The sequence below is a fragment of the Caldimonas taiwanensis NBRC 104434 genome (assembly GCF_001592165.1).
In the GTDB taxonomy this organism is placed as follows: domain Bacteria; phylum Pseudomonadota; class Gammaproteobacteria; order Burkholderiales; family Burkholderiaceae_C; genus Caldimonas; species Caldimonas manganoxidans.
The window spans coordinates 229,849-252,679 of record NZ_BCWK01000002.1 but is presented as its reverse complement, the minus strand read 5'-3'; the positions used below and the strand labels follow the sequence as shown (position 1 = coordinate 252,679).

Sequence of the window (22,831 nt, the reverse complement as noted above, 5' to 3'; positions counted from 1 at the left end):
CCCGATCGCTGGACCACGGGTGTTTTTCTCCTTTGTCGGTGATGTGTTCCTACGAAGACGGATGGCCGGTGAAACTGTTGCCGCTGCAGGTGGGAGTGCTGCAGTTTCCAATTCCCAGTGCTCGGCGGTGTTGGAGGCTGGGTCAGGCGCTGCGCCGTGCCATCGAAAGTTATCCCGAAGACCTGAAAGTGGCCATCGTCGCCACGGGCGGCTTGTCACACCAAGTACACGGCGAGCGCGCCGGATTCAACAACACCGCTTGGGATGCGAAGTTTCTGGATGTGTTGGAGCGTGACCCGCAATCCTTGCTGGGCCTCACGCATGCCGAGTTCGCAACCTGGGGCGGGCTCGGCAAGTGGCTTGGTCGTGCTCGGTGTTTCGCGTGCCCTACGTCGCGTGCCCTACGCTTTACACGCCGGCGCGGCGTGCTCGAAGCCAACACTGCCGACCATGGTGGGCTGGATGGCTCCGCCCGAGACATCGGGGCGGGCCGACGAAGAAAACTGGTCGGGGTGAGTGGATTCGAACCACCGGCCTCTACGTCCCGAACGTAGCGCTCTACCAGGCTAAGCTACACCCCGATGGGACCCTTGCAGGGTCGAGTTGGATGCTCAGTTGCTTGCTCAAGCAGAGCGCTCAACTGAGCGAACACATAATTCTAGCAGAGCTTCTCGATAGGGGGAAGCCGGCAGGCCGTGGAGGCAGTGCCGGGCCGTCTCGGCCTCGGCGCGGGCGGCTTGGCGTGTTGCATCCAATGCCCCGGTGCGGCGAACGATGTCGACGATGTCCTTCAAGCGGTTCATCTCGCCATGCTCGATGGCGTGGCGGATCAATTGCCGCTCTTGTGCGTTGCCGCGCTCCATCGCAATCAGCAGCGGCATCGTGGGCTTGCCTTCGCGCAGGTCGTCGCCGACGTTCTTGCCCAGAGCCGCGGTGGAGCCCTCGTAGTCGAGCAGGTCGTCGATGAGCTGGAAGGCCGTGCCCAGGTGGCGGCCGTAGTCGGCGCAAGATTGCTCGATCTCGGCCGGTGCGTCGGCCAGCACCGCGCCCAGGCGGGCGCTGGCCTCGAACAGCTTGGCGGTTTTGTAGCGGATGACGCGCAAGTAGGCCTCGATGTCGGTGTCGGGGTCGTGCATGTTCATCAGCTGCAAGACCTCGCCCTCGGCGATGACGTTGGTCGCCTCGGCCAGCACGTCCAGCACGCGCATGCGGTCGATGGCCACCATCATCTGGAAGGCGCGTGAGTAGAGGAAATCGCCCACCAGCACGCTGGCAGCATTGCCGAACACCGCATTGGCCGTTTCGCGGCCGCGGCGCAGCTGGGATTCGTCTACCACGTCGTCATGCAGCAAGGTGGCGGTGTGGATGAACTCGACCACGGCTGCCAGTTCGTGCCGCTGCGGGCCATCGAAGCCCAGCGCCTTGGCCACCAGGATCACCAGCTGAGGCCGGATGCGCTTGCCGCCGGCGCTGACGATGTAATGAGCGATCTGGTTGATCAGCGCCACCTCGGAGGCCAGGCGCCGATGGATGACGGCGTCGACTTCGGCCATCTCGGCGGCCAGTAATTCGGGCAGTGCAGGGGATGAGACAGGGGCGGACACGCGACAGGCCCAGGGACGTGAATCCGCGGATTATAAAGAGGCCAGTGGCGGGCAAGGCCGGGATCGACGGGGGCAGGGCGGCTGGGATTCTGGGTGTGCTATACTTTTGGGCTCGGCCAAATGGAGGCTGAGTTTGGGTCATGGTGCGTGGTGCTCGTGGCCTCGGGTGGGTGGGCTTGCCTTTGGGCGCTTGGGCTGTCTTCGGATCAGTCACTTCAGTGCCAAGGCTTCAGTGCCTGGGCTTCAGTGCCGAAGGGTGAGCCATGCAGCGCGAGGGCGGCGGCGTACAAGCCATGACGATCGGTGCGCACCGGATCCGCACCGGGTCGATAAGGTGCGCGTTTGTGAAAGGGCTGATATGTACGCGGTCATAAAAACCGGCGGCAAGCAATACAAGGTGGCTGCCGGCGAAAAGATCAAGGTAGAACAGATTGCTGCGGAAGTCGGCCAAGAGATCGTGATCGACCAGGTTCTCGCCGTGGGCAACGGCGCCGAGCTCAAGGTTGGCACGCCCTTGGTTGCCGGCGCCAGCGTCAAAGCCACGGTGGTGGCTCATGGCAAGCATGACAAAGTGCGCATCTTTAAGCTGCGTCGTCGCAAGCACTACAAGAAGAGCCAAGGGCATCGCCAGACTTACACCGAGCTGCAAATCAGTGCGGTGACGGCCTGACCCCCTTCCAGGAGTAAGCAAGCATGGCACAGAAAAAAGGCGGCGGTTCCACCCGGAACGGCCGCGACTCCCAACCGAAGATGCTCGGCGTGAAGGTGTTCGGCGGCCAGGTCGTGTCGGCCGGCTCGATCATCGTGCGCCAGCGCGGAACGCGTTTCCATGCCGGTGTGAACGTCGGTACGGGGCGTGACCACACGTTGTTCGCTCTGGTCGACGGCCAAGTGTCCTTCGATGTGAAGGGCCCGCTGAACCGCAAGGTGGTCAGCGTCACGCCGCTGTAAGCGTCGGCCTTCCCTTGAAGCGAAGCCCCGGTTTGCCGGGGCTTCGTTGTTTTGTGCCGTCGCCAACCCGGCCGACGGCGCTGCAGTACCATCGCCAACGGCGGCCGGTCCTCGTGTGCGGCCGTTCTCGGCGGGACAGGACATCATGAAATTCGTTGACGAAGCCTACATCGACGTGGCTGCCGGCAATGGCGGCAACGGCTGCGTGAGCTTCCGCCGCGAGAAGTTCATTCCCTTTGGCGGCCCCAACGGGGGCGACGGGGGGCGCGGCGGAAGTGTTTACGCCGTGGGCGACCGCAACCTCAACACCCTGGTCGATTTCCGCTATGCGCGCCGCCATGAGGCCCGGCATGGTGAGCATGGCCGCGGTTCGGACCAGTTCGGCGCGGCCGGCGAGGACATCGTGCTGCGCATGCCGGTGGGCACGATCATCACCGATGTGGACACCGGAGAGGTCGTGGCCGAGCTGCTGGTGCCGGGGCAGAAGGTCTTGCTGGCCAAGGGCGGCGACGGCGGCTTTGGTAACCTGCATTTCAAGTCCAGTACCAACCGGGCGCCGCGCCAGCGCACCTTGGGGTGGCCGGGGCAGCAGCGTCGACTCAAGCTGGAGTTGCGGGTGCTGGCCGACGTGGGCTTGCTGGGCATGCCCAATGCGGGCAAGTCCACCCTGATCGCGGCCATCTCCAATGCTCGGCCCAAGATCGCCGACTATCCCTTCACCACCTTGCACCCCAACCTGGGCGTGGTGCGCGTCGGCCCGGAGCAGAGCTTCGTCGTGGCCGATGTGCCCGGGCTGATCGAAGGCGCGGCCGAGGGCGCCGGCCTGGGACATCAGTTCTTGCGCCATCTGCAACGCACCCGCTTGCTGCTGCATCTGGTGGACCTGGCGCCGTTCGACGAAGGGGTGGATCCGGTGGCTCAGGCCAAGGCCATCGTGGCCGAGTTGAAGAAGTACGACCAGGCGCTGTACGAGAAGCCGCGCTGGCTGGTGCTGAACAAGCTCGACATGATCCCCGAGGACGAACGCGCGGCGCGCGTGAAGGACTTCGTCAAGCGCATGCGCTGGAAGGGACCAGTCTTCGAGATTTCTGCACTCACCCGTGAGGGCTGCGAAGCCTTGGTGCGCGCCATCTACGACCATCTGGCGGCCCATCGCGAGCCCGAACCGCAGCAGCCCGATGTGCGCTTCGTGTCGCAGGAGGCCCAAGATGCCGAATCGGCCCCTTCGTCTGACCCGCACGACCCGCGCTGGCGCTGAGGTCGCGGACGCTTCGTTCTTTCGCTTGCGATACTCCGATGAGTGACGTGCTTCGCAATGCCCGCCGTATCGTCGTGAAGGTGGGCTCCAGTCTGGTGACCAACGAGGGCCGTGGCCTGGATGCCCAGGCCATCGGGAACTGGTGCCGCCAGATGGCGGCTTTGGCCCGTGAAGGTCGCGAGCTGATCATGGTGTCCAGCGGCGCGATCGCCGAAGGCATGAAGCGACTGGGTTGGACCCGACGTCCGACCGAGCTGCACCAACTTCAAGCTGCCGCCGCGGTGGGGCAGATGGGCCTGGCCCACATTTACGAGACCGAATTGCGCGCCCAAGGCCTGGGCAGCGCTCAGGTGCTGCTGACCCACGCCGACCTAGCCGACCGTGAGCGTTACCTCAATGCCCGTTCGACCTTGCTGACCCTGTTGTCTTTGAAGGTGATTCCGGTCATCAATGAAAACGACACCGTGGTCACCGACGAGATCAAGTTTGGCGACAACGACACCCTGGGGGCGCTGGTGGCCAACTTGGTCGAGGCCGATGTGTTGGTGATTTTGACCGACCAGCGTGGCCTGTACACGGCGGACCCGCGCAAGGACCCGAACGCCCGCTTCGTGCACGAAGCCCGAGCGGGCGACCCCGAGCTCGAGCGCATGGCCGGCGGGGCGGGTTCCAGCATCGGCAAAGGAGGCATGATCACCAAGATCCTGGCGGCCAAGCGCGCCGCTGGCAGCGGTGCCTCGACGGTGATCGCCTGGGGCCGTGAGCCCGATGTGCTGATCCGCTTGGCGCAAGGTGAATCGATCGGCACGCTGCTGGTGGCCGGCACGGCCAAACTGGCGGCGCGCAAGCAATGGATGGCCGACCATCTTCAACTGCGCGGGGCGGTGGTGGTGGACGATGGCGCCGTGGCCAAGCTGCGCGAGGCCGGCAAGAGCCTGCTGCCCATCGGTGTGGTGCAGGTGACGGGAGAGTTCGATCGTGGTGACGTGATCGCCGTGCGTGACACCCAAGGCCGTGAGATCGCGCGGGGCTTGTCCAACTACGACAGCACCCAGGCTCGGCTCATTGCTCGCAAGCCATCCAGCGAGATCGAACGCTTGCTGGGCTGTCCCGGCGAATCCGAACTCATCCATCGGGACAACCTGGTGCTCGTGTAACGAGCGCCAGGTTGCGGCGACGGCTCACATCGCGCAGCGATGTGAAGGCGCGTAGCGCCGGGCCGGCGCCACAAAGTCCGCTCGCGTGGAGCGAGCGCGGGCTCGCAGGTTCAGCTTTCGCCGGTGCCGGGAGGCTCGACCAGCGGGACGGCAGGGGCCGTGCGCGGCTCTTCGCGGGGTTGCGGTCGCAGCCCGGCTCGCAGATAGCGGTTGTGTTGATGGGGCAAGCGCGGCAAATAGCGGGCCAGCTCGGTCAACGCCATCTGGTAGACGCCGCGCTTGAACTCGATCACCGCATCCAGCGGCACCCAGTAATCGTTCCAGCGCCAAGCGTCGAACTCGGGATGGTCGGTGGCGCGCAGGTTCATGTCGCTGTCGCGCCCCAGGAGCTGCAACAGGAACCAAATCTGCTTCTGGCCTTTGTAATGACCGCGCGCGTCGCGGCGGATGTAGTGTTCAGGCACTTCGTAGCGCAGCCAATCGCGGGTGCGCGCGACGATGCGCACGTGTTCGGGACGCAGCCCCACTTCCTCATGGAGCTCTCGGTACATCGCCTGCTCGGGGTTCTCGCCATGTTTGATGCCCCCCTGGGGAAACTGCCACGAATGGGTGCGGATGCGTTTACCCCAGAACACCTGGTTCTTGTGGTTGAGCAGGATGATGCCGACGTTGGGCCGGAAGCCGTCACGGTCGAGCATAATCGAACCTCGGATTTTTCAATTGAAATCATTATTGCACCGGCACGCGCGGCTGCCTACCGGGCCGCGCCGAAGGCCCTCATGCGTGAGATCGTTCACGCTTTGGGGCGGCCTTTTCACCTCTTTTGCCCATGAAAGCCTCCCAGTTTTTCATTTCGACCTTGAAGGAAGCGCCCGCCGATGCGGAGATCGTCAGCCACAAGCTCATGATGCGTGCCGGCCTGATCAAACGGCTGGGCGCGGGCATCTACAGCTACATGCCGATGGGCCTGCGCAGCATCCGCAAGGTGGAGGCCATCATTCGTGAGGAAATGAACCGCTCGGGCGCCATCGAGCTGCTGATGCCGGTGGTGCAGCCGGCCGAGCTGTGGCAGGAGACGGGGCGCTGGGACCAGATGGGCCCGGAGCTGCTGCGCGTGAAGGATCGGCACGAGCGCGACTTCGTCATCCAGCCCACCTCGGAGGAGGTCATCACTGACATTGCCCGGCAGGAGCTGCGCAGCTACCGACAGTTGCCGAAAAACTTCTACCACATCCAGACCAAGTTCCGCGACGAGCGCCGGCCTCGCTTTGGCATCATGCGAGGGCGCGAATTCACGATGAAGGACGCCTATTCCTTCGACCGCGATCTGGAGTCGGCGCGTCGCAGCTATCAACAGATGTACGACGCCTACGTGCGCATCTTCGAGCGCCTGGGCCTGAAGTTCCGCGCGGTGGCCGCCGATACCGGTGCCATCGGCGGCGATGCCTCGCACGAGTTCCAGGTGATCGCCGACACCGGCGAGGATGCGATCGTGTACTGCCCGCAGTCCGATTACGCGGCCAACATCGAGCTGGCCGAAGCCGTGGCGCTGATTGCGCAGCGTGCTGCGCCCACGCAGGCGCTGGCCAAGACGCCCACGCCGGGCAAGAGCACTTGTGCGCAAGTGGCGGAGTTTTTGGGCCTGGAGCTGTCGCGCACGGTGAAATCGCTGGTGTTGGCCACCGACGAGAAGAACGAAGCCGGGGAGGTGGTGCGCACCCAGGTGTGGTTGCTGCTGGTGCGTGGCGATCATGACCTCAATGAAGTCAAGGCCGGCAAGATCGAGGGCCTCAAGGCGGGCTTTCGCTTTGCCACGCCAGCCGAGATCGAGGCGCATTTTGGCTGTCAGCCGGGCTACTTGGGGCCCATCGGCGTGAAGCGGCCGGTCAAGGTGGTGGCCGACCGCACGGTGGCGAACATGAGCGACTTCGTCTGCGGCGCGAACGATGTCGGCTACCACTACACCGGTGTGAACTGGGGCCGCGACCTGCCCGAGCCCGATGTGGTGGCCGACATTCGCAACGTGGTCGAGGGAGATCCCTCGCCCGATGGCAAGGGGCGGCTCGCCATCCAGCGTGGCATCGAGGTGGGGCATGTGTTCTTGCTCGGCACCAAGTACAGCGCCGCGATGAACGCGACCTACTTGGATGAAAACGGCAAGCCCCAGCTGATGGTGATGGGCTGCTACGGCATTGGCGTGACCCGCATCCTCGGGGCGGCCATCGAGCAGAACCACGATGAGCGCGGCATCATCTGGCCCGATGCCATGGCGCCCTTCACGGTGGTGCTGTGCCCGATCGGATACGAGCGCTCGGCCGAAGTGAAGGCCGCTGCCGACCGCTTGCATGACGAATTGGCCGCGCTCGGGGTGGATGTGATGCTCGATGACCGGGGAGAGCGTCCGGGCGCGATGTTCGCCGACTGGGAGCTGATCGGCGTGCCGCATCGCGTGGTGCTGTCCGACCGTGGCCTCAAGGAGGGCAAGCTGGAATACCAGGGCCGCCGCGATCCTCAGGCCACGCCGGTGGCCGCGACCGAGCTGTTGGCCTTCTTGCGCCAGCGGCTGGGGGTATGAGGGGCGAGGGAGGCGTTCATTGGTTGCGGCGCCGGCTGATGCTGGCCGGGGCGGCCGGACTGATCGTGCCTGCCGCGCCGGCGCTGGCCGGTGGTCAGATCGAGGAGCCGTTGGCCGATTCGGTCCGCTCGGCCTTATCGGCCGCGATCGCCAATCGCGCTGCGCCCGAGCCTGAGTTCCGGGATATCCAGGAGCGCTTGGCGTATTTGCGCTGGCTCGGCGAGATGAGCGACCGCTTGCGGCGGCACAAGCCGGACCGGACCACGCGCCTGGAGTTCTTGAAGACGCTGTGGTACGAAACCACCCGCGCCGGTTTGGAGCAAGCGCTGGTGCTGGGCCTCATCCAGGTGGAAAGCGGGTTTCGCAAGTATGCCGTCAGCCCGGTGGGGGCACGGGGCTACATGCAGGTGATGCCGTTTTGGAGCCGACTGATCGGCGATGGCGATCCGTCCAAGCTCTTTCACATGAAGATCAACCTGCGCTTTGGCTGCGTGATCCTGCGCCACTACCTGGACATCGAAAAGGGCAACCTCTTCATGGCCTTGGGCCGCTACAACGGCAGCCGTGGCCGGCCGGAGTATCCGAATGCGGTGTTTGCGGCGCGCAAGCATTGGCTGTATGCCCCCTCGATCGAGTCGCGCAGCGGACGGGAAATGCCGCACCCAAGTGGCGGTGGCAGTGGGTGAGGGCCGTCGGATGCGCTGCCCCGCTGTGGCTCATGCGGCCAGCGCCTTCATTTGTGCATACAGGTCCGCCTTACCTTCAAATCCGATGCCTGGTAGTTCGGGCAGGGTGACGTAGCCGTTTTCGACGCGAACCCCATCGGGAAAACCTCCATAAGGCTGAAACAGATCGGGGTAACTTTCATTGCCGCCCAGACCCAATCCCGCAGCGATGGCCAGGCTCATTTGGTGACCGCCGTGAGGGATGCAGCGTGTGGGGCTCCAGCCGTGCGATTGGAGCATATCGAGCGTGCGCAGGTATTCGACCAAACCATAACTGAGGGCACAATCGAATTGCAACCAATCGCGATCTGGCCGCATACCACCGTAGCGGATGAGGTTGCGGGCATCTTGCATCGAGAAGAGGTTTTCTCCGGTGGCCAGAGGGCCTTGGTAATGCTGCCCCAGCACCGCTTGAAGTTGATAGTCCAGCGGATCGCCTGCCTCTTCATACCAAAACAGGCCGTAGTTTTTTAAAGCCTCGGCATACGCAAGTGCTGTTTTCAAATCGAATCGGCCATTGGCATCGACGGCTAAATGTTGCCCTGGGCCCAGCAGCTTGAGTACAGCTTCAATGCGTTGGCAATCTTCGGACAAGCTGGCACCACCAATTTTCATTTTGACCACGGTGTACCCGCGATCGAGGTAGCTGCACATTTCACGGATCAATCCTTCCAAGCCTTGGCCGGGCCAGTAATAGCCCCCAGCTGCATAGACAAACACTTTGGGGTTGGCTGGACGGCCCCGGCCATAGCGCTCGGCCAGCAAACGGTGCAAAGGCTTGCCCTCGATTTTTGCCACGGCATCCCAGACCGCCATGTCGATCGTGCCCACGGCGACGGATCGTTCACCATGCCCTCCAGGCTTTTCATTGCGCATCATCGTGTCCCAGATGCGGTGAGGGCAAAGATTGTCTCGCTCAGGGTCGAGTAGGCTGTTCGGATCGGCTTCGAGCAGTCTGGGAATGAATCGCTCGCGCATCAATGCGCCTTGCCCATAACGACCATTGGAGTTGAATCCGTAGCCGATGACCGGTTTGCCGTCACGCACGACATCGGTGACCACAGCCACCAAGCTGAGCGTCATTTTGCTGAAGTCGATGTAGGCATTGCGGATGTTTGATGCAATGGGGCGGGTGGATTCCCGAATGTCAACGATTTTCATAATGCGGGTCGAGGATGAGATGGAAGAGACGCGCCACCGCAGATAATGATGTCTTGGCCAGTGATGGCTGCAGCAGCGTCGGACAGGAGAAAACCGACGAGGGCTGCCACTTCGGCAGGTTGGATCAGTCGCCCGATGGGGGGCAGTGCGGGTGGGGAGGAAGTTCGTGCGGGATCACGGAGCATGCCGGTGTCTGTGGCGGCTGGAGACACGACATTGACCGTCACGCCTTGGGTCACGACTTCGGCGGCCCAACTGCGCGCCAACGCGACCAGGGCGGCCTTGCTAGCGGCATACAAGCTCCGGGCTGGCATGCCTTGGGATACGCGGCTGCCGATGAGCACCATACGTCCTCGGCCGACTTGGGCCATGCGCGGCAGAAGAAGGTTAGCCAGTTGCGTGGCGGCTTGAACGTGCAGTTGCCACAACTGCCGGGCCGCGTCTGTGTCGAGTTGTCCCAGTAATCCAGTGCGCAGCATCCCAGCGGCGTGGATCAGCGCAAACGGTGCTGGCTCGTGGCGCCAGGGCTGAAGCGCCGCCTCCAGTGCTGCTGCATCGGTCAGGTCGACGATGCGGTGGCTGTAGGCGTCATGCTGGATGGTTGCAGGTCGAACATCGAACCCGAACACGAACCAGCCCTTTTCGACCAGCCATTGCGCGATGGCTTGGCCAATGCCAGAGCTGCTGCCAGTGACCAAGGCCACAGGGCCGGTGTTATTGAGCACGGATGTTCCCTTCGGAAATGAGTTTTTGGCTCTTGGCCATGTCCGATCGCTGGAATCGGGCCATGTCATCGACAGTGCCACCACCGACGATCAACCCCTGCGCCTCGAGCTTGTCTTTAAGATCTCCTTGGAGGGCTTTGTTGACCTCGGCATTGAGTTTGTTCACGACCTCAGTGGGGGTGCCGGCCGGAGCCCACAGCCCGTACCAGCTGTAAAACTCGTAGCCCGGGATGGTTTCTGCGACGGTGGGCAGTTCCGGCAGATTGGGGAGGCGGGTCTTGGATGTGATAGCCAGGATGCGCAGCCGTCCCGACTTGTAGAAGCTCATGGCCCCCAGCAGAGGATCGATGAAGCCTTCAATCTGTCCCCCTACCAAGTCTTGCATGGCTGGAGCCGTGCCTTTGTATGGAACGATGCTCAAGTTGATGTTGGCGGTTTTCTTGAGCAGTTCGGTGGCCAGGTGACCTGCCGAACCGGTAGATCCAATGGCGAAGTTCAGCTGACCGGGATGGGCTTTGGCATGTGCAATCAGCCCCGCCAAGTCTTTCACCGGCAGTCCGTTCGTCACGGATACGGCCAGTGGGGCTTGGGCCACCAGGGCGATCGGTACGAAGTCTTTCTGAACGTCGTAAGGCGCCTTGGCCACCATGGGGCCAGTGACAAAGGTGCTGGCGTTGAACAGTAACGTGTATCCGTCGGCGGGGGCTTTGGCCACAGCGTCAGCGCCGACGAACCCATTGCCGCCAGCCCGGTTTTCGACAATGAATGTTTGGCCCATCGACTCTCCCAATTTCTGCGCTAGCGCCCGCCCCACGAAGTCCAGGGTGCCGCCAGGAGGGAAGGGGATGATCATCTTCACCACTTTGTGGGGGTAGGGTTGGGAGTGGGCTACATTGGGCAGCACCGCAGTGACAGCGACTGTCGTAGCGATGATCGTGCGCACGCTGTGGTGCAAAAAGGTCCGTCGTGTCATGGGCATGTCTCCTTTTGAATCATTGGTGTGGACCAAGGGGAACTTCAGCGTTTGAGCAAGCCGGCTTGCGCCAGGGCTGCGCGCAAGGCGTGAATTTCTGCTTCGTCAGGGGCCTCGGTGGGAGGACGTACGCGAGGGTTGTCGAGGATGCCAGCGAGCCACATGCCGGCTTTCATTCGTGCGTGGGCCTCACCAGTGGGCTCCCCCATGCCGTAAACCGCGTCCTTCAATGGGTTGATGACCGCTTGGATTTGCATCGCGCGCCGCAGGTCGCCAGCTTGAACAGCGGACCAAAGATCCGCGATCAAGCTCGGAATGAATGTCGCAAAGCCCACCAATGCGCCATCCACGCCTTGCACCATGCTGGCCAACAGATACTCGTCATGGCAGGTGAGGATGGCTTTGGTCGGAGCGACCGCCCGAATGGCGGCAATGTCGGCCGCGTATTTGTTCATGTCGCGCTGGCCCACTTTGAAGGCCTGGACCGATGGATGACGCGCCAGCTCGGCCATGACTTCGGTGGTGTAAGAGGCTCGCGTCCAGGCGGGGTAGACGTGCGCCACTAGGTCGAGCCCTGTTTCGGCAACGGCGTCGAAATACTGACGCACGTGCTTGGGCCGGTATCCAAAACGAAGCCAATGGTGTGGGGGCATCACGTCCAAAGCGGCAGCACCGGCTTGGCGGGCCATGCGTGCGTGACGTTTGGCGTCTTCGATGCCCTCGCAGACGATGGAGCTGATGACGGGCAACTGCCCTGCGAGCTCGCTAGCCACGATTTGCGTGACCTGTGCCCGCTCTTCGGGCAAAAGCGCGAAGCATTCCCCGGTATGACCATTGGTCATGACGGCGACCACGCCGGGCTGCTGGGCGAGCCAGCGCGCTAAGCGGCGCAGCGCTGGCTCGTCGATACGGTCGTCGTCGGTGAATGGGCAGGCAATCGCGGGAATGATGCCTCGGTAGTTCGTAAGTGTCGTCATGGAAGGTGCCGTGGGACCAGAAAGTTGTCGAGTGCAAGGCATCTTACTAATCACAAAAATAACTACAATCTGTTCTACTGGAGTTTCATTTATTCTTAATCGTGATCAATGATCCATCTCTGAGCGATCTGCGGCTGTTCTGCGTCGTCGCGAGGCGGGCCAGTTTTGCCGGCGGCGCGCGCGAGGCGGGCGTGTCGCAAGCTTTGGCGAGTAAGCGTGTGGCTCAGTTGGAGCGTGCGCTGGGGGTCACGCTGCTGCGACGCACGACGCGGAAGGTGAGCCTGACCGATGAGGGCCAGCGTGTGTTGGATTGGGCGCAGCGCATCCTGGAAGACGTCGATGACATGCGCGATGAGCTGTCGCGGGCGGCGAGGGAGCCCCAGGGCCCCATTCGCGTCAGCAGTAGCGCCCGGCTTGGGCGCGAAGTGGTTGCGCCTGCTTTGTCGTCCCTGAAGAGGCGCTATCCAGGCATCGATATTTGGCTGGAGCTATTGGATCGGCGCGTGGACTTGGTAGGGGAGTCGTTCCACCTCGACGTGCGTGCCGGGGAGGTAGCCGAGCCTCACTTGATCGGGCATTTGATTGCGCGCAACGCACACATCGTTTGTGCAGCGCCGTCTTATTTGGCGCGCCGAGGCGTGCCGCAAACGCTGTCGGACTTGGCAGCGCACGACTGCGTGTTGCTGCGGGAGCGGGAAGAGCCGTTTGGATTGTGGCGGCTGAGTGGGCCGGACGGCTTGGAGCAGGTGAAGGTCAAAGGTCCTTTGGCCTCCAATGACATCGACGTCGTATTGCGTTGGGCGCGTGACGGGTTCGGTTTGGTGAAGGCATCTCAATGGCTGCTGGCACCTTCTTTGGCGCAGGGTGCGTTGGTGCGGGTGCTCCCGCAATATGAGCACAGCGCTCACATCTATGCCGTCTCTACGGTGCGTTCTGCACAGTCGGCCAAGGTGCGTTTGTGTGTGCAAGCGCTTCGTCAGCAGATGGATCCTACGATGGCGTACACGGATGACAACCGCCAATCACGGTAACAGCGCCTACAAACCTTGCCAGGGCTGAGGGTGGGCCTTGGGGAGGCCCATCAAGGCCAGCACACGCTCGATGCTGTCGTCGACCAGTGCTTCGATGCTGTCGGGGCGGTGGTAAAAGGCCGGCAGTGGGGGGAAGATGATGCCGCCCATTTCGGTGACGGCCGTCATGTTGCGCAAGTGCGCAAGATTGAAGGGGGTCTCGCGCACCATCAGCACCAGGCGTCGGCGCTCTTTGAGGGTGACGTCGGCCGCACGGCTGAGCAGGTTGTCCGACAGGCCATGCGCGACGGCCGCCAGGGTCTTCATCGAGCATGGCGCAATCACCATGCCCGCCGTGGGAAAGCTGCCGCTGGCAATGGCTGCGCCCACGTCGCCAGGCGCATAGGCCACGTCGGCCAGGGCTTCGAGCGCGTGGCGGTCCAGACCGAGCTCGTGATGGGCATTGAGCACGCCAGCGGCCGAGACGACCAGATGGGTGCGAGCCCCCAGCTCGCGCAGACGCTGCAGCAGCCGCACGCCGTAGATGGCGCCAGTGGCTCCGGTGAGCCCGACGACGACCTGGGGGGCACCCACGGCGGCGGCCTTATTGGGCCGTGCCCAGCACTTGTTGCAGTTCGCCGGACTGGTACATCTCCATCATGATGTCCGAGCCGCCAATGAATTCACCATTGACATAGAGCTGCGGGATGGTGGGCCAGTTGGCGTACTCCTTGACGCCTTGCCGGATGGCTTCGTCTTCCAGCACGTTGACGGCTTTGAAGTCGTTGACGCCGCAGGCCTTGAGGAGTTGGACGGCGCGGCCGGAAAAACCGCACATGGGGAACTGCGCGGTGCCCTTCATGAAAAGCACCACGCGGTGCGATTTGACGAGGTCGTCGATGCGTTGCTGAACGTCGTTCATGGTGGGGCAGACGGCCGCCAATGCGACCGTTTCGTAGAGTCCAGCCCACAGTGTATCGGGCCCGGCGGCTTCGGGGGGCTGGAGGGCTTGTTTCGAGTCAAGGCGGGGGCGTGGTGCGGCCCAGGTAGGCCCGCACGGCTTGGCAACTGGCGGCCAGGGTGTCGTTCAGCTGCGCCAAGTCGGCCGCGGGCAGGGGGTGAGCGGATTTGCACTGGGCTTCCAGCTGTGCGGCCTGGTGCTGCAGCCGCAACAGCCCCAAGCTGCTGGCCGCTCCCTTGAGGCTGTGCGCCTCGCGCTGCACGGCGTCGGGGCGGGCATCGGGCTGGAAGCGCCCGGAGTCTGCGTACAGCGCCACGAACTGCTGCAAGGCTCGGTGGTAGAGGTCCTCGCGTTGGCCGCACAGGCGCACCCCCAGGGCCGCATCCAGCAGCGGCAGGGGGGCGTCTGCCGATGGCGCGGGGGTGGGGGGCGGGGATGGGGCCGCGGCGGCACCGGCTGCCGCGTCGGTGAGGCTGTGGCGCAGGCGGGCCAGGGTGTGGCGCAGGGCGGCGCTGTCGATGGGCTTGGTCAGGTGCTCGTTCATGCCTGCGGCCAGCGAGCGTTCCCGGTCTCCGGACATGGCATGCGCGGTCATGGCGACGATGGGCAGGCGGGCGGCTGGGCCGGGCAGCGCACGGATGCGGCGTGTGGCTTCGAATCCGTCCATGACCGGCATTTGCACGTCCATCAAGATCAGGTCGAAGCGGTCTTGCTGTACCGCGCAGACGGCCTGGGCCCCGTTGTCGACGGCCTGGACTTGGGCGCCGGCACTTTCGAGCAGGGCCACGGCGAGCTCGCGGTTGAGCGGATTGTCTTCGGCCAGCAGGACGCGCAGGCCATCGAGCCGGGGTAGCGAGGCGAGTCGGTCGCCGGTGTCGGTCGATCCGGGAGTTTCCCGCTCCAAGGGCAATTGGAACCAGAACAGCGAGCCGCCGCCGGGCTTGGAGCGTACGCCGATGCGTCCTCCCATCAGGTCGAGCAGGCGGCGCGAGATCACCAAGCCCAGCCCGGTGCCGCCAAAGCGGCGCGTGGTCGAGGCATCAGCCTGGGCAAATGCCTCGAACAGCCGCGCTTGCTGTTCCTCGGTCAGGCCGATGCCGGTGTCTTCCACCTCGAAGCGCACGATGGGTCGGTCGGCCGGCGCGGCGCTGGCCAGGGCGATGCGCAAGTCCACCCGGCCGCGTTCGGTGAACTTGACGGCATTGGACAGCAGGTTGGTGAGCACCTGGCCCAGCCGGGTCGGGTCGCCAAGGCAGTGTTCGGGCACGTCCGGCGCGATGGATACGTCCAGCGTCAAGCCCTTGGCCTGGGCTTGCAGCCGCACCATGTCCAGCGCGCTTCCCACCAAGGCCGGCAGCGAGAACGCGGTGTGGTCCAGGTCGAGCTTGCCGGCTTCGATCTTGGAGAAGTCCAGGATGTCGTTGAGCACGACCAGCAGATTGCGTGCTGCCGCGTTGGCTTTGGCGATTTGGTCGCGCTCGCGTGCGGGCAGGGCTCCGCCCAGGGCCAGTTCGGTCATGCCGATGATGGCGTTCATCGGCGTGCGAATTTCGTGGCTGACGTTGGCCAGAAACTCGCTCTTGAGGCGGTTGGCCTCCTCGGCCGCAGCCCGGGCGCGCTGGATGGCCTCGGTGGCTTGGCGTTCGGGGGTGATGTCGAAGGTCAGGCCGATGGTTCCCGTGGGATGCCCGGCGGCATCACGGGTGCCGCGGGCCACGACGCGCACGTGACGGACCTGCCCGTCGGGGCGCACGATGCGGAATTCGGAGCTGGCGCCCGTCGTGTGCTCGTGAGCGTGGGCGACTTCCCGCGCCATGCGCTCCCGGTCGTCGGGATGCACGCGCTCGAGCCAGGCTTGTCGGGAGATGGGCGATTGCGGCGGCAGGCCATAGATGTGGTATTGCTGTTCGTTCCATTCGACGGCGCCGTCGGACAAGCGGTTGCTCCACACGCCGATGCCGGCTGCCGTGATGGCCAGCTGGAGTCGCTGCGCCAACATTTCGGCGTGCATGGCCGTCTCGACTTGCGCGGTGATGTCCATGTCCAAGCCGATGGTGCGCACCAAGCGACCATTGGCGTCGCGTTCGTTGCGGGCCACCGAGCGGATGTGGCGGCGTCCGAGCTGGGGGTGCTCGATGGTGTAGCTCAGATCGAACTCGCTGCATCCGGGGTCTTTGAGCAGAGCATCGATGCGCTGGCGCGTGGCTTCGGCGCATTCGGGGCTGAGCACCGATTCCCAGGCTTGCCGATCGCGGTTGACATCGATACCGTACAGTGCGGCGCCACGCTCGTCCCAGCGCAACCGGCGCGCCTGGGCGTCATACTCCCACACCGAGGCATTGATCGTGGACAGGGCGATGAGGAGCCGCTGATTGACGTCTTGCAGGGCCAGATGCGCTTGGACGTCTTCGGTGACGTCCCAGTTGACGCCGAGCATGCGCACCGGGCGGCCGCGACTGTCTCGATCGACATGGGCCAGGCCGCGCAACCATCGCACCTGTCCGTCGCGTTGGATGCGAAATTGCGATTCATATTCCGCCCCGCCTTCGATGACTTTTTGCATCGAGGCCAACGCGCCGGGCAGGTCCTCGGGGTGCAGGCAGGCGCGCAGCAGCGGGCGGGTCACTTCCACGTCTTCGGGCAGGCCGAACAACTGGCGTTCGTAGGCGTCGAAGCTGAAGCGCTCGGTGGCGAAATCGTATTCCCATACGCCGAGCTTGGCGACTTTGGTTGCCAGGCGCAGGCGTTGCAGTCGTTCTTCTTCCTCGGTGATGTCGCGGTCCAGCCCGATCAAGCGCACGATGCGGCCGTCTTCATCACGCTCGATTTCACCGACCGAGTGGATCCAGCGCACGCTGCGGTCGCGTCGGACGATGCGATAGCGGCAGTCGTAGCCGCCTTGGCCGGCCAAGGCGCGCTGCAGACACTGGCGCACGCGATCCAAGTCGTCGGCATGGACCACGTGCAGCCAGTCTTTCATCCGCGGGCGCTGCAAGCCGGGGGCAGCGCCGAAGATGTCCCGCTCTCGGTCGTCGATGATGAACTCGCCGTGCAGGAGGTCGTATTCCCATACGCCGAAGCGTCCGATCCGCACGGCCATGGCCAGACGGTGGTGCACCTTTTGCAGGGCTTGGATCTGCTCGTGCTCGAGACGCTGGCGCGCTTGCTCGGTCGAGGATCGCACCAGCCGTTGCCGCAGCACCAGGGCCAAGGTGCTGCACAGCAGGATGAATGTCAGGTAGGCCCAGGCCTGGTTGTAGGGTGACAGCAACTTGGGCTGACCATACAGGCCTTGCGCTTGCAGATGGGCCAAGCCGTAGATGACGCCGGCCGTCAGCAGCGCGGCCGACAAGCCGGCCCAGGGCCCGAAGATGAAGACGATGTAGATCACCGGCAGGGCCAGCATCAGGAGGTGGGTGGTTTGCACCGTGCCCAGCCCGGCCACCCAGGCCAGTGCTCCCAACAGGCAGACCGTGACGGCCAAGCCCACCGCCCACGGGCGCTGGCTGCGGCGCACCCACAGACTCAAGCCCAGCGCCGTGGCGCTGAGCGCATAACCGGTGGCCAGACTCGGGGGATGGGCCAGCGGCGCCAGGCCCCAGGTCAGTGTGATCAGCAGCAAACCACCGGCGCCCAACACCAGCAGGATGCGGGCGGTGAGCTCGCGCAGTGGCTGCAGCGGCAGGGCCGGCGTGGCCAGTTCCTCCAGCCAGGTGCGCCAGCCCGCTGGCCTGGGCGTCGGTGGGTCGCAGGCGCGCGAGGGCCGATCCATGCGTGTTGCGGAATGTCCGGTCTCAGAGGGATGACGATCAGGCCGTCACGGTAACACGACCGCCAGGCCGGTTGGGATCGGGAAGCCTCGGTGTCGGCCTGGGTTCGGTGGTGCGGCCGGTAGGAAGTCACGAGTGCGTCACGGCATGGTCATGGCCACGTCATGACGCATCCCTAGGCTTGAGGGCGATGCCATCTCGGAGAACGGAGAACGACATGAGGGACCTGCCGCTGCCGACCTTGCCCATTGCCGAGATCCGTGCGCCGCGGAGGTCACTTCACGGCTCGACTGGGGACCTTGGCGCGGCTGAGGGGGCTGCCCGGGCGCGGCTGGAGGTGGTTTGGGCGCGCCATGAGGAGGAGGTGCGCGAAGCGCAACGGCTGAGGTACCAGGTGTTCGCCGAGGAGATGGGGGCGCGTCTGAGCGTGCCCAAGGGCTCCCCGCCGGGCCATGACATCGATGTCTTCGATGCCTATTGCGAGCACTTGTTGGTGCGCGCCCCATCGTGCGAGGGGGGGCCGGGCCCGGTCATCGGCACGTACCGGGTGCTCACGCCCGAGGCCTCGCGACGGGTCGGTGGCTTGTACAGCGAGACGGAATTCGATTTGACGCGGCTGCGTCCGCTGCGAGCCCGCATGGTGGAGCTGGGCCGTTCCTGCGTGCACCCGCTGTACCGCAGCGGCGGGGCGATCCTGGCGCTGTGGGGGGCGCTGGCCGAGTTCATGGTGCGCAACCGCCTGGACACCATGGTGGGCTGCGCCAGCGTGAGCATGCGCGACGGCGGCCACTATGCGGCCAGCCTGTGGGAGCAGCTGCGCCACACGCATCTGGCCCCCATCGAATACCGCGTGCAGCCGCGCCTGCCGCTGCCGGTGGACGAGTTGCAGCGCGACCTCGCGGTGGAGCCGCCGGCATTGATCAAAGGCTACTTGCGCTGCGGCGCGAAAGTCTTGGGGCCTCCGGCCTGGGATCCGGATTTCAACACGGCCGACTTGCCCATGTTGATGCGCATCGCCGATTTGCCGGCCAAATATCGCCGGCACTTTTTGGGCGGATGAATCTCGGACGACAGCGCCCATCCATCAGGCCACGCGGGACGGTCGATTCACTCGCCTTCGCCAAACTTGTCTTCGATGAGTGCGCGCAGCGCATCCATGGCGGCTTGCTCATCTTCGCCATGGGTTTCGATTTCGACCTCGCTGCCCAAGCCGGCGGCCAGCATCATCACGCCCATGATGCTCTTGGCATTGACGCGTCGGCCATTGCGGCTGAGATGGACTTCGCTTTTGAAACTGCCGGCCAGCTTGGTGAGCTTGGCCGAGGCCCGTGCGTGCAGGCCGAGCTTATTGCTGATGGTGATTCGTGACTTGAGCATGGACGGGGGAGGACACCTGATTTTGCGGAGCAGTGTGGCCCACTTGCATGATGCCTTGGTTGGCGCCGGCCACCGCGCGCGCGACCAGCGAGTCCAGCGGTTCGTGCCGATAGCACAAGCTGCGCCATAGCATCGGCACGTTGACGCCAGCCACGACCTTCACATGCACGCCGTCGGCCAAACGTTGGGCCACATTGCAGGGCGTGGCGCCAAAGACATCGGTGAGGATGAGCGCTTCGGGCGCGCGCACTCGGGCCAGCAGCGCGCGCGCGCGGGTCTCGACTTCGTCGATGCTCATCTGGGCGGTCACGTCCAGGGCTTCGAGAGTGGCTGCACACTCCGGAAACGTATGGCGCGCGCAGGCCTGCAGGGCGCTGGCCAGCGGGGCGTGGGCGATGATGAGAATGCCAAGCATGGGAAACGACGTTGACGGATTATCGACCCATCGCGCCTGGGGTGTGTGTCATCGGGCGGACACCCGGGTCGGGGGGGTGGCCATGCGCAGGGCCCGCCAGTGCTGGACATAGGCCCCGGCCGCCAGCACGCCATACAGGCCCAGCGCCAGGCGATGAGCGCCGATCGCCTCCAGCCCCAGGGCGCGCCCCAGGTCCACCACCAGGCCGATGCCCCATTGCATGGCGAACACCCCGGCGAAGATCACCAGGTTGTAGGCCGACAGAGCCCGGCCGGCCAGATGGGGCGGGAAGGACTGTCCCACCAGGGGCTGTGCCAAGGCCATGAAAGTGCAGCTCACGCAATACAGAGCCCAGTGCCCGGCGGTGGCCTGGGGTCCCAGCACCAAGTTCAGCGCGAGCACGCCCAGACTCCATGGCGCGCCCGTGACGATGAGCCGGGCAGCGGACCAGCCCCGGGCCTGCAGCCGCGGCATCACCAGTCCCCACGCCAGGAAGGCCAGCAGCATGGACGCATTGACGACGAACAAGCCCGAGGCCGAGGCGTCCGGCGACCAGCCGGCCACCTGCACCAGCCAAGGGCCGATCCACAGCGTCTGCAGGGCGATCATGCCGCCATAGTTGACGAAGCCCAGACCGACGTAGCGACGAAAGGCCGGCTCGCGCCAAATGGCGCCATAGCCCTCGGCGGTGGCCGGATCGGGCGCGCCCGGTGCGCTCGGTGGCCGATCGCGCGGCACGGCCACCCACAGGCAGGCGATGCTCAGCATCAGGCCACTGGCCAGCAGCCAGAACAGTCCGCGCCAGCCCGTCAGCGGCAGCAGCCATTGCACCGGCAGTGTGGAGGCCAGCATGCCCAGCGAGCCGGTCATCAGCATCCACGAGTTCGCGCGCAGCTGCTGGGTGGGGGTGAACCAGTGCCGAAAGCCTGTGAGCGGCGCCATCAAGCAGGCGCTGACTCCCGCACCGATCAGCATGCGCGCCACCGTCAAGCTCGTGAAGCCTTGCGCCAATGCAAAAGCGGCGCAGCCCAGCACCGCCATGCCCAAAAAGGCCATCAGCACGCGGCGTGGACCGAAGCGGTCCAGCCACCGACCCAAAGGCAGTTGCATGGCGGCAAAACCAAGGAAGTAAGCGCCCGCCAGCAAGCCGAGATCACCCGAACTCAGGCCCAGATCGGCGCTCAAGGTCGGCGCCAGGGTGGCCGTCACCGCGCGAATCAGCGCCGAGAGGAAATACGCCCAGGCAAACACCAGAAAAAGCACCAGGGCTTGCCGTGTGCGCAATGGCGCATCGGCCGGGCGCGGCGGCTTCATGGCAGGCGCAAGCCCTCGAAGAAGGTTTGGACGGCTTCCTCCGGCGGCTCGGGGCCGACCACGTTGACTTGGTGAATGCGGGTCGCATGGGCAAAGTAGCCGGCCACATGGGTGACGGCTTGACCGTCTGGCAAGTGGCCACTCACACGCACGCGCAGCGCCTCGGGGTTGGGGGTCATGCCGGGCACTTGCAGCGGCTGGGGCACCGGCTCGGGGGCGTCGAGGTTGGCCACCGTGGCTTGCCGCAGCATGCGCAGCGCCGGGGTCACCCGGCTCGGATCCCCGAGATCCGCCCAGCTCAGGGCATAGGTGTGGCCTGCGGCCGTGCAGGCATACAGGTGCATGCGAACCTGCGTGCCCGCCAGCTCGACGCTGCGCGCATGGGTCTTGGGCTTGCACGGAAACAGCGCCACCCAGCGGCCGTCCTCGGGGCGCACCTCGCGCCAATCCAGTGTCGGCGCACAAGCCGACACTCCCAGCGCCACTCCCAGCGCGAAAGCCAGACCGACGAGGATTCGAGGGGACATCGTGCCGATTATCCGCCGCCGGCGTCACTCTCGCTCGCAGGCCCCCGATCGGGGGATCGACACCCTTTGTCACCTCTCGGAATACTGGTGGCACTATCGTTGCGTTGCTACGCCGCTGGAGCGTCCATGGACTTGTCTGAGCTCTCCGGCCCGACGCCCCCCGGGCGCCAGCGGCCGGCAGAGGCCATGCCCTCGGTGCCCGAGCCGGCCGTCGAGCGCTGGCACCGCTTGCTCGCCCAGATCGGGGAGGAAGTCTCCACGCCCTTGAGCCGTGCGTTGGAGCGGGTGCATGCGCTGATCGCCACCGGTCAGATCGACCGACGCAGCCTGCGCAGCTTGCGCGACGAGCTCGAACGCGCCCGGCGCGTGGGCATGTGCAGTCAGCAAATCGTGCGCTTGGCTTCCGGTCGCGTGCGCCAAAGCGCCGAGCGGCTGCATCTGACGCAAATGCTGCAAGGCGTGTTGGCGCACCGCAGTCGCGAGAGCCAGTCCCATGGGCTGGAGATCCGCCAGGTGCTCAAGCCCGTGGAGGTGATCGTCGATCCGGCGCTGCTGTTTTCCCTGCTCAATACGCTGCTGGACTGGGCGTTCACGCATGCCCAAGGGGCGATCGAGCTGCGGCTGGACACCAAGCCCTGGCCGGTCCAGGCCCGCTTGCAGTGCCGCTTTCATCACACGGCGCCCGACGAGGTCGGGCCGAGCCCCGTGGCTGCCGCGCTGTCCTTGCAGGACGAGCGGCCCCTGCTCGATGACGTGAGCTGGTGCCTCGTGCGGCAAGCCGCCGACACCCTGGGGTTGGAACTGCAGCGCCAAGACGATGAGTCGCGTACTGCCGTGACGCTGTGTTTTCCGCGCACCGTGGCCGATCAGCTGCCGGGCCTCAGCGTGGTCGAGGAAGACACCGGATTTGCGGCGTCCTCGGCCAACTCGCGCCCCTTGGCCGGCAGCCACGTGCTGGTGGTGGCATCGCGGCGTGAGGTGCGTGCCCAAGTGCGCGAGGCGGTCCGACACATGGGGCTGGTGCTCGATTTCGTGTCGTCCCTGGACGAGGCCGTGGCCTTTTGCCGCGAGGGCCTGCCGCACGCCATCCTGATCGAATCCATCCTGCGCGGTGAGCGCTTCAACCAGTGGCGTGAAGACCTGCTGCATGAAGCGCCCGACCTGGTCTTCATCGAGATCGTCGAAGAAGGGGACATGTTCGAAGCCTCGGGCTTCGGACATGCCACGATCGCGCGCGTGGGGCGCGGGGCCATCCTCAGCTCGCTGCCGTCGGCCCTGGTGTTCGAGTTGGCCAAAACCATGTGAGCCCTTGGGGCAGGGCGAACTTTTGCCACGGGTGCGACTCCTTCCG

General features: G+C 64.9%; 22 protein-coding genes, 1 tRNA gene and 1 pseudogene. 10 read left to right on the top strand and 14 right to left on the bottom strand.

Annotated features, from left to right (window positions below; translation table 11 throughout):
- Window positions 1-2: 2 nt before the first annotated feature.
- Window positions 3-347, top strand: a pseudogene (locus CTA01S_RS16585) (DODA-type extradiol aromatic ring-opening family dioxygenase); the annotation flags it as partial.
- A 157-nt stretch (window positions 348-504) separates the two neighbouring features.
- Here the strand turns inward: CTA01S_RS16585 and CTA01S_RS02915 are convergent.
- Together CTA01S_RS02915 and ispB are read right to left on the bottom strand one after the other, a co-directional pair.
- A tRNA-Pro gene (locus CTA01S_RS02915) sits at window positions 505-581 on the bottom strand.
- Window positions 582-623: 42 nt separating this feature from the next.
- Window positions 624-1,565: an octaprenyl diphosphate synthase gene (gene ispB, locus CTA01S_RS02910; RefSeq protein ID WP_084362278.1), complete on the bottom strand. Its 942-nt coding sequence runs from the start codon at window positions 1,563-1,565 to the stop codon at window positions 624-626.
- Window positions 1,566-1,962: 397 nt separating this feature from the next.
- Here ispB and rplU point away from each other — a divergent pair, with 397 nt between their 5' ends.
- The 4 genes from rplU to proB all read left to right on the top strand — a co-directional run bounded on the left by rplU (window position 1,963) and on the right by proB (window position 4,970).
- Window positions 1,963-2,274 (top strand): 50S ribosomal protein L21, encoded by a 312-nt coding sequence (gene rplU / locus CTA01S_RS02905; protein ID WP_019560600.1) that lies wholly within the window; start codon window positions 1,963-1,965, stop codon window positions 2,272-2,274.
- Window positions 2,275-2,297: 23 nt separating this feature from the next.
- Window positions 2,298-2,555 (top strand): 50S ribosomal protein L27, encoded by a 258-nt coding sequence (rpmA, locus tag CTA01S_RS02900; protein WP_019560601.1) that lies wholly within the window; start codon window positions 2,298-2,300, stop codon window positions 2,553-2,555.
- 145 nt (window positions 2,556-2,700) lie between these two features.
- Window positions 2,701-3,813: an Obg family GTPase CgtA gene (gene cgtA, locus CTA01S_RS02895; protein ID WP_019560602.1), complete on the top strand. Its 1,113-nt coding sequence runs from the start codon at window positions 2,701-2,703 to the stop codon at window positions 3,811-3,813.
- A gap of 38 nt (window positions 3,814-3,851) precedes the next feature.
- Entirely contained in the window at window positions 3,852-4,970 is a 1,119-nt protein-coding gene (gene proB, locus CTA01S_RS02890; protein ID WP_062191976.1) for a glutamate 5-kinase, read from the top strand.
- Window positions 4,971-5,080: 110 nt separating this feature from the next.
- Here proB and CTA01S_RS02885 read toward each other — a convergent pair whose 3' ends face one another.
- Window positions 5,081-5,668, bottom strand: a complete 588-nt coding sequence (locus CTA01S_RS02885) for an RNA pyrophosphohydrolase (protein WP_019560604.1) — start codon at window positions 5,666-5,668, stop codon at window positions 5,081-5,083.
- Window positions 5,669-5,799: 131 nt separating this feature from the next.
- Here CTA01S_RS02885 and CTA01S_RS02880 point away from each other — a divergent pair, with 131 nt between their 5' ends.
- Window positions 5,800-7,545 (top strand): proline--tRNA ligase, encoded by a 1,746-nt coding sequence (locus CTA01S_RS02880; RefSeq protein ID WP_019560605.1) that lies wholly within the window; start codon window positions 5,800-5,802, stop codon window positions 7,543-7,545.
- The gene (locus CTA01S_RS02875; protein ID WP_062191973.1) at window positions 7,542-8,231 is read left to right on the top strand and encodes a lytic transglycosylase domain-containing protein; all 690 of its coding nucleotides are present in this window, start codon (window positions 7,542-7,544) and stop codon (window positions 8,229-8,231) included. Before CTA01S_RS02880 ends, CTA01S_RS02875 begins: the two co-directional genes overlap by 4 nt.
- A 30-nt stretch (window positions 8,232-8,261) precedes the next feature.
- On the opposite strand, the gene CTA01S_RS02870 is transcribed toward CTA01S_RS02875, so the two are convergent.
- Genes CTA01S_RS02870 through CTA01S_RS02855 form a run of 4 tightly spaced genes read right to left on the bottom strand, consistent with a single transcriptional unit; the run spans window position 8,262 to window position 12,106 of the window.
- Window positions 8,262-9,431 carry a mandelate racemase/muconate lactonizing enzyme family protein gene (locus tag CTA01S_RS02870; RefSeq protein ID WP_062191968.1) on the bottom strand — a complete coding sequence of 390 codons (1,170 nt, stop codon included), beginning with the start codon at window positions 9,429-9,431 and terminating at the stop codon, window positions 8,262-8,264.
- Complete coding sequence (locus CTA01S_RS02865) at window positions 9,428-10,156, bottom strand: SDR family NAD(P)-dependent oxidoreductase (protein ID WP_033371080.1); 729 nt, start codon at window positions 10,154-10,156, stop codon at window positions 9,428-9,430. The genes CTA01S_RS02870 and CTA01S_RS02865 overlap by 4 nt, the downstream gene beginning before the upstream one ends.
- Window positions 10,146-11,129 carry a Bug family tripartite tricarboxylate transporter substrate binding protein gene (locus CTA01S_RS02860; protein ID WP_062191964.1) on the bottom strand — a complete coding sequence of 328 codons (984 nt, stop codon included), beginning with the start codon at window positions 11,127-11,129 and terminating at the stop codon, window positions 10,146-10,148. Before CTA01S_RS02860 ends, CTA01S_RS02865 begins: the two co-directional genes overlap by 11 nt.
- A gap of 44 nt (window positions 11,130-11,173) precedes the next feature.
- Window positions 11,174-12,106, bottom strand: coding sequence for a dihydrodipicolinate synthase family protein (locus tag CTA01S_RS02855; protein ID WP_062191960.1), 933 nt, complete (start codon window positions 12,104-12,106; stop codon window positions 11,174-11,176).
- Between the two features lie 101 nt (window positions 12,107-12,207).
- Between CTA01S_RS02855 and CTA01S_RS02850 the strand changes: the two genes are divergently transcribed.
- Window positions 12,208-13,137 (top strand): LysR family transcriptional regulator, encoded by a 930-nt coding sequence (locus tag CTA01S_RS02850; protein WP_084362268.1) that lies wholly within the window; start codon window positions 12,208-12,210, stop codon window positions 13,135-13,137.
- A gap of 6 nt (window positions 13,138-13,143) precedes the next feature.
- Here the strand turns inward: CTA01S_RS02850 and CTA01S_RS02845 are convergent, their stop codons facing one another.
- The 3 genes from CTA01S_RS02845 to CTA01S_RS02835 form a co-directional block, all read right to left on the bottom strand.
- Window positions 13,144-13,710 (bottom strand): UbiX family flavin prenyltransferase, encoded by a 567-nt coding sequence (locus tag CTA01S_RS02845; RefSeq protein WP_062191954.1) that lies wholly within the window; start codon window positions 13,708-13,710, stop codon window positions 13,144-13,146.
- 10 nt (window positions 13,711-13,720) lie between these two features.
- Window positions 13,721-14,038, bottom strand: coding sequence for a Grx4 family monothiol glutaredoxin (grxD, locus tag CTA01S_RS02840; RefSeq protein ID WP_062191949.1), 318 nt, complete (start codon window positions 14,036-14,038; stop codon window positions 13,721-13,723).
- Between the two features lie 97 nt (window positions 14,039-14,135).
- Window positions 14,136-17,849, bottom strand: a complete 3,714-nt coding sequence (locus tag CTA01S_RS02835; protein ID WP_062191946.1) for a PAS domain-containing protein — start codon at window positions 17,847-17,849, stop codon at window positions 14,136-14,138.
- A gap of 215 nt (window positions 17,850-18,064) precedes the next feature.
- Between CTA01S_RS02835 and CTA01S_RS02830 the strand changes: the two genes are divergently transcribed.
- Window positions 18,065-18,907 (top strand): GNAT family N-acetyltransferase, encoded by an 843-nt coding sequence (locus CTA01S_RS02830; RefSeq protein ID WP_084362267.1) that lies wholly within the window; start codon window positions 18,065-18,067, stop codon window positions 18,905-18,907.
- A gap of 47 nt (window positions 18,908-18,954) precedes the next feature.
- On the opposite strand, the gene CTA01S_RS02825 is transcribed toward CTA01S_RS02830, so the two are convergent.
- From CTA01S_RS02825 to CTA01S_RS02810, 4 genes are read right to left on the bottom strand one after another with little or no spacing between them, the layout of a single operon-like run.
- On the bottom strand, window positions 18,955-19,224 hold the full coding sequence (locus CTA01S_RS02825; RefSeq protein WP_019560617.1) for an HPr family phosphocarrier protein: 270 nt from the start codon (window positions 19,222-19,224) through the stop codon (window positions 18,955-18,957).
- Complete coding sequence (locus CTA01S_RS02820; protein WP_019560618.1) at window positions 19,193-19,639, bottom strand: PTS sugar transporter subunit IIA; 447 nt, start codon at window positions 19,637-19,639, stop codon at window positions 19,193-19,195. The genes CTA01S_RS02825 and CTA01S_RS02820 overlap by 32 nt, the downstream gene beginning before the upstream one ends.
- A gap of 48 nt (window positions 19,640-19,687) precedes the next feature.
- Window positions 19,688-20,953, bottom strand: a complete 1,266-nt coding sequence (locus CTA01S_RS02815) for an MFS transporter (protein ID WP_062191942.1) — start codon at window positions 20,951-20,953, stop codon at window positions 19,688-19,690.
- On the bottom strand, window positions 20,950-21,480 hold the full coding sequence (locus CTA01S_RS02810; RefSeq protein ID WP_019560620.1) for a hypothetical protein: 531 nt from the start codon (window positions 21,478-21,480) through the stop codon (window positions 20,950-20,952). The genes CTA01S_RS02815 and CTA01S_RS02810 overlap by 4 nt, the downstream gene beginning before the upstream one ends.
- A gap of 126 nt (window positions 21,481-21,606) precedes the next feature.
- Here CTA01S_RS02810 and CTA01S_RS02805 point away from each other — a divergent pair, with 126 nt between their 5' ends.
- Window positions 21,607-22,785, top strand: a complete 1,179-nt coding sequence (locus CTA01S_RS02805) for a hypothetical protein (RefSeq protein WP_062191937.1) — start codon at window positions 21,607-21,609, stop codon at window positions 22,783-22,785.
- Window positions 22,786-22,831: the final 46 nt, after the last annotated feature.